The organism is Inquilinus sp. 2KB_23 (assembly GCF_052115705.1).
In the GTDB taxonomy this organism is placed as follows: domain Bacteria; phylum Pseudomonadota; class Alphaproteobacteria; order DSM-16000; family Inquilinaceae; genus Inquilinus; species Inquilinus ginsengisoli_A.
On sequence record NZ_JBFRHF010000007.1, the window covers coordinates 186,440 to 199,061 of the forward strand.

Genomic DNA, 12,622 nt, shown 5'->3' on the forward strand with positions numbered 1-12,622 from the left:
GATCGCGACCGCGCCGAAAGTACATCGCGGTTTCCCGGGCAACAACCACCCTGCTCCGGGAACCCAAGAACAAATGGTCGCATCCTCTTGAATCGCCGAGTCGCGGCGATCCGTCGATCGGGGCTGTTCCGGCGGCTCCGGCGGCATTATCTCAAGGGTTCCGATCCGTTGTCCGGGAAGCCCGATCATGAGCGCCATCGATCAGACCGACGATCTGTTCTTCACCCAGGCGGGGCTCGACCGCGCCCGGCTCGAGCGACTCGTCGGCGACAGCCTGCACGGCGCCGACGATGGCGAACTGTATCTGGAATACACCCAGTCCGAGGGGTTGAGCTGGGACGACGGCAAGCTGAAGAGCGCCAGCTTCGACACATCACAGGGCTTCGGCCTGCGCGCGGTGGCCGGCGAGACCACCGGCTACAGCCATGCCTCGATCCTGACCGAGGACGCGGTGAAGCGGGCCGGCGAGACGGTGCGGGCGGTGCAGGCCGGCCATGGCGGCAGCCTGGCCGAACCGCCGCAGGGCACCAACCGACAGCTCTACACCGACACCAACCCGCTCTCGGCGGTGCCGTTCGAGACCAAGGTCAACCTGCTGGCCGCGATCGACGCCTATGCCCGGTCGAAGGATTCGCGGGTGCGCCAGGTCAGCGCCTCGATCAGCGGCAGCTGGCAGGCGGTGCGGATCATCCGCGGCGACGGCCGCCACGCCGCCGACATCCGGCCGCTGGTCCGGGTCAACGTCTCGGTCGTGGTCGGCGAGGGCGACCGGATGGAAAGCGGCAGCCATGGCGCCGGCGGCCGCACCGGCTATGATTTCTACCTCGAGCCGGCGCAGTGGCAGGCGGCGGCCGACGAAGCGCTGCGCCAGGCCCTGGTCCGGCTGGACGCGGAGGAGGCGCCGGCCGGCGAGATGACCGTGGTGCTGGGGCCCGGCTGGCCCGGCATCCTGCTGCACGAGGCGATCGGCCACGGGCTGGAGGGCGACTTCAACCGCAAGAAGACCTCGGCCTTCTCCGGCCTGATGGGCCAGCGCGTGGCGTCGCCCGGCGTCACCGTGGTCGACGACGGCACCATGCCGGACCGCCGCGGCAGCCTGACGGTCGACGACGAGGGCACGCCGACCCGCAGCACCACCCTGATCGAGGACGGCATCCTGGTCGGCTACATGCAGGACCGGATGAACGCCCGGCTGATGGGCATGGCGCCGACCGGCAACGGCCGGCGGCAGAGCTATGCCCACCATCCGATGCCGCGGATGACCAACACCGTCATGCTCGGCGGCGACAAGGCGCCGGAGGAGATCCTGGCCTCGGTCAAGCGCGGCCTCTACGCGGTCAACTTCGCCGGCGGCCAGGTCGACATCACCAACGGAAAGTTCGTGTTCTCCGCCTCCGAGGCCTATCTGATCGAGGACGGCAAGATCGGCCCCGCGGTGAAGGGCGCGACCCTGATCGGCAACGGGCCGGATTCGCTGACCAAGGTCTCGATGGTCGGCAACGACATGGCGCTCGACCCCGGCATCGGCACCTGCGGCAAGGAAGGCCAGGGCGTGCCGGTCGGCGTCGGCCAGCCGACCCTCAGGATCGACGGCCTGACCGTGGGCGGCACCCGCGCCGCCTGAGCGGCTCGCAGCATCGGATCGACCAGCCGCGGCCCAGCGCCGCGGCTTTTCTTCGCGCGGGGCAGTAAGGGCGACAGTTACCGCTTCGTTTCGATGCGCAGCCCAGGCAAGTCGCTGCATATCATAGTATGCAGATCAGGACTGCTCTTCTATCTCGATTAGATCGGACGATTATTTTTGTGAGCGACTCGCAGTCGCCGAGGCGTAGCGTTTTGCTTGATTAATTCTACACTCTGTGGCCATTATAGGAATGGCGTTTCTTCGAAGCGCGAATATGAGAATCGATATTTCAGGAGTTTGTTATGCGGGTCCCGTTTTGTTTCTTGATCGGCGTGACAATCGCCTTTCTCGCACCCAGCAGCATTGTTCTGGCCGCGACGGCGACCACAACCTTCGCGGTAACCGCGACCGTGTTGAAGTTCTGCACCGTGCTGGCGACGCCGATGGTGTTCGGCAACTACACCAGCTCCACCGCAGCCATCAGCACGTCCACCATCACGGTGACCTGCACGGCGGGCACCACCTACGACATCGGCCTCGACGCCGGCGCGACGGCGGGCGCCACCGTGACCACGCGCCAGATGAGCGGCACGGTCGTCACCGCCGCCCGGCTGAACTACTTCCTGTACAGCGACACGGGCCGCACCGTGAACTGGGGCAACACCGTCGGCACCGACACGGTGAGTCTCACGGCCGGCGCGGTGCCCATCATCTCCACGGTCTACGGCCGCGTCCCGGCCGGCCAATTCTCGGCCCCCGACGCCTACACCGACCTCATCAACGTCACCGTCACCTATTGATCGGGGGCGGCCGATGACGGCGATCCGGCTGCGCCTGATCCTGATCGCGGCGGCCTGCGCCGGCCTGTGGTTCGGCATCGGGGAAGCCCGGGCCGGCGGGCTGGAGGTCGCCCCGATCGGGGTCGATTTCAACGCGGGCCAGATGGCCCAGATCATCACCGTGACCAACCGGGCCGATGCGCCGGCGACGGTGCAGTTGCGGACCTTCGCATGGTCGCAGCCCGGCGGTGTCGAACGGCTGGCGCCGACCGACGCCGTGGTCGCCAGCCCGCCGATCGTCACCATCCCTCCGGGGCGGGAGCAGGTGATTCGCGTGCTGCTGCGGCGCCCGGCCTCCGGCACCGTGGAGCAGGCATATCGCCTGACGGTCGACGAGATCCCGGTGCTGGTGCCGGGCCGGCTCAACGTGGCGCTTCACCTGTCGCTGCCGATCTTCGTGTCCAGCGGGGCGGCTGTCCGCGCCCAGGTCGCCTGGTCGGCCCGGCCAGCCGGCGGCGGCGCGATCGAGCTGGTGGCGCGCAACAGCGGCACCCGGCACGCCCGGTTCGACGGGCTGAGCGTGACCACCCGCGGTGGCGCGGCCAGCGCGGCCTTCGGCGGCTACGTCCTGCCCGGCCAGGAGAAGCGGTGGAGGATCGCGGCGCGTGGGCTCGACCGCGCCGGCCAGGTGGCGCTCAAGGGCGCGGGCGATCAGGGCGACGTCAATGTCACGCTCGCCCTGGACGGACAGCCTTAGGCGCAGCGCCGGTGCGATCGTGATGACGATCGCGGTCGCTGGCGTGGCCGCGGCCCCGGCCCTGGCGCAGGACCGCGAGCTGTATCTGGACGTCACCATCAACGGCCAGAAGCAGGAGCTGATCGGAGGCTTCGTGGAGCGGGACGGCACCCTCTATGCGACGCCGCAGGAGCTGCAGGCGGTGGGCGTCCGGCCCCCCGACAGCTCCGGCCCGACCGCGGACGGCCTGGTCCGGCTGTCCGACGTTCTCGGGCTGCACTACGACTATGATGAACCCGGCCAGGCGCTGCGGATCACGCTGCCGGAGGCCGGGCGCCAGCCGGTCGCGATCGGCGCGCGGGACACGCGCGTGACCCAGGCCGACAGCGACTACGGCGTGCTGCTGAACTACGACCTGCTCGGCACCCGCAGCGGCGGCACCACCTCCGGCTCCGGCCTGGTCGAGGGCCGTGTCTTCGGTCCGCTCGGCGTGCTCGACGGCAGCTTCATCGGCGACATCGGCTCCGGCGACAACGGCCGCAACGACGGCTTCAGCGACGGCAACCGGCTGATCCGGCTGGACACCACCTGGACCTATTCCGACCCGGACGTGCTGCGGCGCTACCGGCTTGGCGACTTCATCAGCGGCGGCCTGGCCTGGACCCGGCCGGTGCGCATGATCGGCGCCCAGATCGACCGCGACTATGCGCTGCGGCCCGACCTCGTCACCTTCCCGGTCCCGCGATTCGGCGGCGACGCGGCGGTGCCGTCCACGGTCGACGTCTATGTCGACAACGTGAAGCAGTTCTCGACCCAGGTGCGGCCCGGGCCGTTCGAGATCAACGACCTGCCGGTGCTGACCGGCGGCGGCAACGCCCAAGTGGTGGTGCGCGACGCGCTGGGCCGCGAGACGGTGCAGACGCTGCCCTTCTACGCCAGCCGCGACCTGCTGCGCGAAGGCTTCGCCGACTATTCCTTCGAGGCCGGCTCGGTGCGGCGGCACTATGGCGAGGACAGCGCCGACTATTCCGGCTTCGCCGGCGTGGCCTCGCTGCGCTACGGCCTCGATGACGACCTGACCCTGGAGGGGCATTTCGAGGGCAGCGGCGACCTGCTGCTCGGCGGCGTCGGCGCGGTCTACGGCGTCGGCACCCTCGGCACCGTCAACGCCTCGCTGGCCGCCAGCCGCGCCGGGGGCGACAGCGGGCTGCAATACTCGGTCGGCTTCGAGCACCTCGATCCGCGCTGGAGCGCCGGCGTGCAGCGCACCGGCACCATCGGCACCTACCGGGACCTGGCCGCGGTCGAGGACCGCAACCTGCTGCGCGGCACCACCCGCGTGAACCTCAGCCTCAACCTCGACCGCTGGGGCGCGTTCGGCGTCGCCTACATCGACACCGACCAGTCGGATTTCGGCCGGCTGCAGATCGCGTCCGGCAGCTACACGGTGACCGTGTTCGACAATGTGCAGCTGATGGGGTCGGCCTTCCTCGACCTCAACGACCGCTCGAATGCCGGGGTCACCCTGTCGCTGTCGGTGCCGCTCGGCACCACCGCCAGCGTCGGCGCCGATGCCACCTCCCAGAACGGCCGGCGCTGGCTGACCCAGCGCGGCAGCTACGTCCAGGACACCGGCGTCACCGACCGCGGCCTGGCGGTCAATGTGCAGGCGACCGAAGGCGACCTGCGCCGCTATTACGGCCAGGTCGACTACCGCACCGGGCTGGCCGACTTCACCGCCTCGGCCGACCAGATCGACGGGTCGACCAACGTGCGCGGCGAGGTCCGCGGCTCGATCACCGCCGCCGCCGGCGGGGTGTTCCTCAACCAGCGCATCGACGACAGCTTCGCCGTGGTCGACACCGGCGTGCCGGATGTCGGCGTGACGCTGGAGAATCGCCCGGTCGGCCGCACCGACGGCGGCGGCCAGCTGCTGGTGCGCGGCCTGCGGGCCTATGAGGCGAACAAGATGGCGATCGACGTCACCGACCTGCCGGCCGACGCCGCCTTCGACGACACCCGCCGCAGCGTGGTGCCGGCCGACCGCAGCGGCATCGTGGTGCATTTCCCGGTCCAGATCGGCGACGCCGCGACGGTGCTGATCCACCGGCCCGACGGCAGCGCCGTGCCGCCGGGGGCGACCCTGGCGCTGGACGGGGGGGCGGGGCCGCTGCCGGTCGGCTATGACGGCATGGCCTATGCCACCGGCCTGCAGCCGGACAATGCCGGGACGGTGACATTGCCCGACGGCAGCCAGTGCCGGATCGCCTTCGCCTTCGCCCCGGTTGCGGGCGAACTGCCCCAGATCGGCCCCGTCATCTGCGGAGGAATGCCATGAGACGGTCCCTGCTGCCGGCCCTCCTGGTGCTGCTGGTGTGCCTGCTCCGCGGCGGCCCGGCCTTTGCCGCGGGCGAGAACTGCTCGGTCGTCGCGACGCCGCTGGCCTTCGGCAATTTCGCGCCGCTGTCCGGCACGGTGCTCGACGCCACCTCCACGGTGACGGTGACCTGCACCTGCCCGGTGCTGTGCCTCGGCATCAACTACACGGTCGCGGTCAGCTTCGGCGGATCCGGCACCTTCTCGCCGCGACGGATGAGCGCCGGCACACCGAAGCTGCCCTACAACGGCTACACCACCGCCGCCCGTACCACGATCTGGGGCGACGGCACCGGCAGCACGGCGCTGCCGACGCGCTGCCGGCTGGTCGGCGCCATCGGCAGCTCCTGGGTCGAACCCATCACGTTCTACGGTCGGATTCCGGTCAGCACCGGAATCTCCCCGGGCAGCTACACGGACAGCCTGAACGTGACGGTGACCTACACCGGCATCTCGCTCTGCCTCTAGCGGAAATCGATCCCCGATCGCCGGTCCGGAACCGTCGCCTCCATCGGGCGTTTTTCCCGGGCGACGGTCGGAAAGGCTTGAGCCCACCCGTCCGGCACGTCAGAACGGCGTGACGACGCCGTCGCGACCTGGAAGCGGAGCCTTTTGATGAGACCCGTCCGAGCCACCCTTCTCCCCGTCCTCGCCGCAGCCCTCCTGTCCGGCACCGCCATGGCACAGACCACGCCGCGCTACGCGCCGTGGCAACCGCCGCAGTCGGACCAGACCAAGGCCCTGCTCGACGAGCTGTCGCGGATGATCGACCAGGCCGAGCGCGACAAGGCGGCCAGCCCCGACTTCATCACGGACCTGAAGCGGCTGGAGCAGCGCTATTCGTCGACGGCGTCCGCGGCCCCGCCCTCGACCGTGCCGGTCCCGGCGGTGCCGCCGGCGGCACCCGTCCCGGCCCCGGCGCCCGCCGCGGCACCGGCCCCCGCGCCGGCGCCGTCGGCCACGGCCTCGCTGGCCGGCACCCGGGTCTTCAGCGACGATTTCAGTGACGGCAACTACACCGCCAACCCGGCCTGGACCTCGCTGCAGGGCACCTGGACCGTCGACAGCGGCGGCCTGCACAGCGACACCCGCGCGCCCAAGGGCCAGACCCAGGGCGGCGTCGCCGCGATCGCGCTGCAGCAGGGGCTGAAGAACAATTTCGGGCTCGAATTCGACCTCGCCGACCTCGCCAACCAGGGCCAGTTCGAGATCCGGGTCTACCAGGGCGCGTCGAAGGATTCCGGCTTCCGCCTGGTCTACCTGCCGACCAGCAGCCCGACCTTCGCGCTGTACCGCGCCGGCCGCTCCGGCATCACCCAGGTGGCGCAGACCACCAACACGGCCGCCCTGCGCCGCGAAGACCGCACCCGCCTGACCTGGACCCGCGACGCCGCCGGCCGGATGGTGGTGGCGCTGGACGGCAAGACCATCATCGAAGGCAGCGACAACGGATTCCGCGACGGCTGGAACGGCGTGATGCTGGTCAATTTCGGCGGCGACTTCGCGCTGCGCTCGATCCAGGGCGTGAACTGACCGCGGCGACCCCGCGCCTCAGGCCGCCTGCCGCCGTGAGGCCCAGGTCAGGACACGTGCCGCGGCTTGCGCCCGACCGTCAGCGCGTCGCTGAAATCGCTGTCCTGGTCGATGAAGGCGGGTTCGGGCTCGGCGCCGGTCGCGTCGAAGAACCGCGCCATGAAGCATCGCAGCGACGCACACAGGGCGATGTCGGCGATCTGCACGTCGCGGAAGCCGACGGCGCGCAGGGCGTCGACATCTAGCCCGGTCACCTGCGAGGCGTTGCGGGCGATGGCCTCGGCATAGGCCAGCATGGCGACGTCGCGCTCGCACAGCCCGGCGGTGCGGAAGTCGGCCTGCACCGCCAGGACCCTGTCCTTGGAGCCGAGGTCGTCCACCAGCATCTTGCCGTACACCATCGAGCAGTAGGTCGACGGCACGTGCCGGGCGGCGATGAAGGTGATCAGGCGCCAGTCCCGCGACGACAGCGAGAAGCCCGCCTTCACCTTGGTGTAGAAATCCTCCCAGGCCGGCAGCAGGTCGGGGCGCGCGGTCCAGCAGGCGGTGGCGGACATGACGAAGCCGAGGCGCGACCGATCCGCGGCGTAGGATTCGGCGACCCAGCCTTTCGCCTCGTCTTCTCCGATGGTTTTCACGAACATGCTTGGATTCTCCGACCGCTGGCCACGGCAAGGCCTGCGATCAGAATCGGGATCGGGCGGCGGCCGGGCAACCCCTCAAGACACGGGATCTTGACAGCACCCGGCTTGTCGCCCGGCGGTCGGGATCAGGACTCCGCCAGCACCGTCCGGGCCGAGGGCGCCACCAGCGTGCCGACCTTCTCGCCCTCGCAGATCCGCCGCATCGCGCCGGGCAGGGTGAAGTTGAAGATGTGCAGCGGCAGGCCGTGGTCGCGCGCCAGCAGGATCGCCGCCTGGTCCATCACCCGGAGGTCGCGCCTGACCACATCGGCGAAGGCCAGCGAGGCGTATTTCCGGGCGGCGGGGTCGAGGCGCGGATCGGCGGTGAACACCCCGTCGACCCCGTCCTTCGCCGCCAGCACGGCGTCGCAGCGCAGCTCGATGGCGCGCTGCACCGCGGGGTAGTCGGTGGTGACGTAGGGCTGGCCGTTGCCGCCGGCCAGGATGACGATGGCGCCCTTGCCCAGGTGCCGGTCGGCCCGCAGCCGGATGTAGGGTTCGGCCATCGACGGGATCGGCACCGCGCTCATCACCCGCACCTCCTGTCCGGCGCGGGCGGTCAGCGCGGCGCGCAGCATCACCGCATTGATCACGGTGCACAGCATGCCGATGTTGTCGGCCTCCGCCCGCTCGATGTTCCAATCCTCGGACACCCGGCCGCGGAACACGTTGCCGCCGCCGATGACGATGGCGACCTCGATGCCGAGGCTGCGCACCGACAGGATCTCCGCCACGATGTGGTCGATCGCGGCGGCGCCGAAGATCGAGCCGTCCTCGCCGGCGATGGCGCCGCCGCTCAGCTTCAGCAGCAGCCGCCTGTAGGGGGTTCCCATGCGCTTCCTCCGACAGATGCACCCGCGGCGCCGCTGTCGCCGGCACCGACCCAGGATGATCCATTTCCCGGCGGTGCGGAACCCGGCTGTCGGCCATGCCGGCGGCGCGCGGCGTTGCGGCCTGACAAGCCGGCCATACCGCGCTAAAGATCGCCGCAGCCGGACCGCCCCGGCAGGCTCGAAGGACGCGGACGATGGATTTCACGGCCCTGGGCGATCGCCCCTACCCGACGCTGGACGACGCGACGATCCCGGAGCTGCCGGCCCATTATCGCGGCAAGGTCCGGGACAATTACGACCTGCCGGACGGGCGCCGGATCATCATCGCCACCGACCGGATCAGCGCCTTCGACCGCATCCTGGCGGCCATCCCGCTGAAGGGACAGGTGCTGACCCAGACCGCCCGCTTCTGGTTCGAGGCGACGCGCGACATCTGCCCGAACCACGTCATCGAGTACCCCGACCCCAATGTGGTCATCGGCCGCCGGCTGGACATCCTGCCGGTCGAGATCGTGGTGCGCGACTATCTCGCCGGCACCACCGGCACCTCGGTCCTGACCCTGTACAAGGCCGGCCAGCGCGAGATGTACGGCATCCGCCTGCCCGACGGGCTGCGCGACAACCAGCGGCTGCCGCAGCCGATCATCACCCCGACCAGCAAGGCCTTCGACGGCGGCCATGACGAGCCGCTGACGCCGGACCAGATCGTCAGCCAGGGCCTGCTGACCGCGGATCAGTGGCAGCAGCTCAGCGGCTACGCCTTCGCCCTGTTCGCCCGCGGGCAGGAGATCGCCAAACAGCATGGGCTGGTCCTGGTCGACACCAAATACGAGTTCGGCACGGATGCAGACGGCCGCATCGTCCTGGCCGACGAGATCCACACCCCGGACAGCAGCCGCTACTGGCTGCAGGACAGCTACGACGACCGTTTCGCCCGCGGCGAGCGGCCGGAGAGCTTCGACAAGGATTTCGTGCGCAGCTGGGTGGCGGCGCGCTGCGACCCCTACAAGGACCCGATCCCGGAGATCCCGGCCGAAATCATCCAGGCCACCGCCCAGGTCTATGTCCGCGCCTTCGAGACCATCACCGGCCAGCGCTTCGAGCTGCCGGACACCGGCACACCGGTGCTGGAGCGCATCCGCAAGAACCTGGCCAAGTACTTCTGAGGGCAGGCGGAAGGCGTCAGGGCAGGCGTCCCGATCCACCCCACTCTGTCATCCTCGGGGCTTGACCCGAGGATCCAGGGGCCATCGAGAGCGGTGCCTGTGGCCCCTGGATTGCCCCCCTTGGACTTGATCCGAGGGCAAGCCGGGCAATGACAGGAAGGGGGAGGTAGCTCCACCCCATCAGGGTGCCAGTCGCTCCGCCGCCAGCTTCCGATCCCCGATCTGGCCGGTGATCTGGGCCATGGCGTCGGTTTCGCGGTCGTTCCAGGCCAGGGTCACCGTGCCGGTGGTGGCGCCGTCCAGGGTCAGGTCGGCGGTCACCGCGCCGGTCGCCTGGTTCCAGCGGATGGTGCCGGACACGGCCAGGTCCTCGGCCCAGCGCACATGGTCGAGGGTGAAGGCGAAGCCGGCGTCGAAGGCCTCGAAGCTGAAGCTGCCGCCGCGCAGCCCGGCGCCGCTGCCGCCGCCATTGACGAAATAGCGCGCCAGCACGTCGCCGGCGGTCTCCGCCGCCGCCGAGGCCAGCCGCAGGTCGGCCTCGGTGCCGGCATTGCCGTCGGTCGCCCTGGCCGGCGCCACCTGCGCCGCCTTGAGCGCGAAGGCCGGCACCGTGCGGATCGGCCGGATCCGCTGGGTGCAGGAGGTGTCGCCGGCCTCGCTGCCGCTGCGCACGAAGTTCAGCACGATCGCCGCGACGCAGCCGGTGGCGTCGCCCCCCATCGGCGGCACGAAGATCGCCTGGTCGGTGATGGCGGTGATGTGGGTCAGGTTGCGCACCGGCACATAGGTCGCGTTCGGGAACAGCCGCGCCGTCTCCAGCCCCTCGATCGGCGAGGTGGTGCTGTCGAGGTCGCCGGACAGCACCAGGGTCGGCACCGACGGGAAATGGACCTTGGGGTCGACCGCGCTGGCGGCGGTCATGCCCTTGGGCGGCGCCGGCCAGTCCAGGCACAGGTCCCGCCGCTCCCATTTGTGCGGCGAGGTGTTGACCTCGGCGATGGTGAAGGGGGCGTAGATCGCGGCGTCGTCCGCCGTCTGCCGTTCCGTGGCTCGCAGCAGCTGGCGCTGCCGCTCGGCCCGCGACACGCCGGGGGCGTACAGCCGGGGATAGTCGCTGCACACCACCGCGACGTAGAGGCCGGTGGAGAAGGCGGTGGGGTCGGTGCCGGGCGTGCTCCAGGCCGTGGCCTCGGCCAGCAGCCGGTGCAGCGGCGCCGGGTCCTGGCCGTCGAGATAGGCCCGCGCCGCGGCGTCCAGCTCGCGGTAGAAGGTCGGGCTGCCGCCGGCGCCGTTCATCGCCATGAACAGGCGCGGCGCGTCGACCGTGATGGTCATAGCGGTGCCGTCGCCGTCCTTCGCCTCGGCCTTGCCCGGCTTGTCGCGCAGGGCGGCCACCAGCCGCTCGATGCGGTCGAGCGAGCGGCCGCCGAGGTCGCGGCAGCTCGGCGAGCGCTGGCACACCAGTTCGAAGCCGTCGCGGGCGGTGGCCCATTCGGTCTCGTACCAGGGCGACAGGCCGATGGTCGGATAGGCGCTGTCCAGCACGATGGTGCGCAGCCGGTCGGGGTGGCGCTGGGCGAAGACCTGGCCGAACCAGGTGCCGTAGCTGTCGCCGTAATAGTCGACCTTCTCGACCCGCAGCGCGTCCAGCACCGCGGCGACGTCGTCGGCCGCCAGGGCGGTGCCGTACATCCAGGCGGCCGGGCCCAGCTGCTTGGCGCAGGCGACCAGCGCCGCCGGCACGAACTCCGCCGCCTGCTGCAGCGCCTCGCAGTTGATCGGGTCCGACAGGCCGGTGCCGCGCTTGTCGACGATCAGCACGTCGCGCCGGTCGCGCAGCCCGTCGAACAGGCGCAGATAGCCCTCGCGCGTGCCGGTCGAGGAATAGCCGGGCCCGCCCTCCTGGGTCAGGATCAGGCCCTCGGCCGGCTGGATGGCGTCGCGGTGCGGGTAGAACTCGAAGCCGATGGTCAGGCTGCCCGGCAGCTTGCCGGCGGGGTCGAGCGGCCGGCTGATCTGGCCGCAGAAGCCGCCGAAATCGGGCTGGCACGCCGTCAGGGTCAGGCCCCCCACCGTGATGGTCGCGGCCGGAGCCTCAGGGGCGGCGGGCGTTTCCGGCGTGGCAGGCGCCGCGGTCTGCGCCCCGGCCGGGCCGGCGATGGCGGCCAGCAGGATTGCGGCGGGCCAGATCCCGGCGCGGCCGGCCCGAACTCCGCCAACCTGGGAACGAGCGACCATGGTCCCGAACATGCGTCCCCCTGTGCTGTGTGGCCTCGGTCGGCTTGCGGCGGCCGCCGGGCGTCGTGGTTACCCCGGGTGTCGTGGTTACGCCCGGCGTCGTGGTTACAAGGTGCGGTGCCGGGCGCCGGAGCTGCGCTCGATCGCCGAGGCCACCAGCCGGTCGACCCCGAAGCGGTCGCGCATCAGCTCCAGCAGCCGCAGCTCCGGCTGGCTGGCGCTGCCGTCGGCCGCCACCACGTCGCAGGCGATGGCGTAGGCGGTCTCGTGCAGATGCTCCGGCAGGACCTCGGAGATGATGTCGAGGGCGCGGTCGATGCCGTCATCCTCCTGCAGCAGGTCGATGCAGTCGCGGGTCAGGTCCGGCATGCGGGCGACGTCGAAATCCCGGAACACCGGCAGGAAGCGGACCATCTCCGACAGGGTCTCGAGCTCCGCGTCGGTCATGTTCGTGTCGGCCACGGAGGCGAGCACCATGGTGTAGATCAGGGCGCCGTGGGCGTCGGTCGTCATGGCAGTCTCCGGGAAGCGCGGCGAGTCGAGGGCAAGGACGCGTCCCGGATATGCCGTGGATCACCGTGGAACGTCAAGGCGACCCGCCCCGGGCCTGCCTTCGGATCGCCTTCGGAGGGCGCGACGACAACCGCGCTTCCC

Annotated in this window: 11 protein-coding genes; 7 read left to right on the forward strand and 4 right to left on the reverse strand. The window is 70.6% G+C overall.

Annotation, left to right across the window (positions count from 1 at the left end):
• The first annotated feature begins 187 nt into the window (after window positions 1-187).
• From tldD to AB4112_RS11515, 6 genes are all read left to right on the forward strand, one after another.
• Complete coding sequence (gene tldD / locus AB4112_RS11490; RefSeq protein ID WP_441719630.1) at window positions 188-1,624, forward strand: metalloprotease TldD; 1,437 nt, start codon at window positions 188-190, stop codon at window positions 1,622-1,624.
• 302 nt (window positions 1,625-1,926) lie between these two features.
• Window positions 1,927-2,424: a Csu type fimbrial protein gene (locus tag AB4112_RS11495; RefSeq protein WP_309797925.1), complete on the forward strand. Its 498-nt coding sequence runs from the start codon at window positions 1,927-1,929 to the stop codon at window positions 2,422-2,424.
• 13 nt (window positions 2,425-2,437) lie between these two features.
• Window positions 2,438-3,160 (forward strand): fimbrial biogenesis chaperone, encoded by a 723-nt coding sequence (locus AB4112_RS11500; protein WP_441719634.1) that lies wholly within the window; start codon window positions 2,438-2,440, stop codon window positions 3,158-3,160.
• A 22-nt stretch (window positions 3,161-3,182) separates the two neighbouring features.
• Entirely contained in the window at window positions 3,183-5,477 is a 2,295-nt protein-coding gene (locus AB4112_RS11505) for a fimbria/pilus outer membrane usher protein (protein ID WP_441719637.1), read from the forward strand.
• Window positions 5,474-5,983 carry a Csu type fimbrial protein gene (locus AB4112_RS11510; RefSeq protein WP_441719640.1) on the forward strand — a complete coding sequence of 170 codons (510 nt, stop codon included), beginning with the start codon at window positions 5,474-5,476 and terminating at the stop codon, window positions 5,981-5,983. Before AB4112_RS11505 ends, AB4112_RS11510 begins: the two co-directional genes overlap by 4 nt.
• Before the next feature lie 147 nt (window positions 5,984-6,130).
• On the forward strand, window positions 6,131-7,048 hold the full coding sequence (locus tag AB4112_RS11515; RefSeq protein WP_441719643.1) for a hypothetical protein: 918 nt from the start codon (window positions 6,131-6,133) through the stop codon (window positions 7,046-7,048).
• 47 nt (window positions 7,049-7,095) lie between these two features.
• Here AB4112_RS11515 and AB4112_RS11520 read toward each other — a convergent pair whose 3' ends face one another.
• A complete protein-coding gene (locus AB4112_RS11520; RefSeq protein ID WP_441719646.1) occupies window positions 7,096-7,692 on the reverse strand; it encodes a carboxymuconolactone decarboxylase family protein in 597 nt (198 codons plus the stop codon).
• A 125-nt stretch (window positions 7,693-7,817) separates the two neighbouring features.
• The gene (gene pyrH / locus AB4112_RS11525; protein WP_441719649.1) at window positions 7,818-8,564 is read right to left on the reverse strand and encodes a UMP kinase; all 747 of its coding nucleotides are present in this window, start codon (window positions 8,562-8,564) and stop codon (window positions 7,818-7,820) included.
• 194 nt (window positions 8,565-8,758) lie between these two features.
• Here pyrH and AB4112_RS11530 point away from each other — a divergent pair, with 194 nt between their 5' ends.
• Window positions 8,759-9,730, forward strand: a complete 972-nt coding sequence (locus tag AB4112_RS11530) for a phosphoribosylaminoimidazolesuccinocarboxamide synthase (protein ID WP_309798268.1) — start codon at window positions 8,759-8,761, stop codon at window positions 9,728-9,730.
• Window positions 9,731-9,910: 180 nt separating this feature from the next.
• On the opposite strand, the gene AB4112_RS11535 is transcribed toward AB4112_RS11530, so the two are convergent.
• Together AB4112_RS11535 and AB4112_RS11540 are read right to left on the reverse strand one after the other, a co-directional pair.
• Window positions 9,911-11,968: an alpha/beta fold hydrolase gene (locus AB4112_RS11535; protein WP_441719652.1), complete on the reverse strand. Its 2,058-nt coding sequence runs from the start codon at window positions 11,966-11,968 to the stop codon at window positions 9,911-9,913.
• A 105-nt stretch (window positions 11,969-12,073) separates the two neighbouring features.
• On the reverse strand, window positions 12,074-12,481 hold the full coding sequence (locus AB4112_RS11540; RefSeq protein ID WP_309797911.1) for a tellurite resistance TerB family protein: 408 nt from the start codon (window positions 12,479-12,481) through the stop codon (window positions 12,074-12,076).
• Window positions 12,482-12,622: the final 141 nt, after the last annotated feature.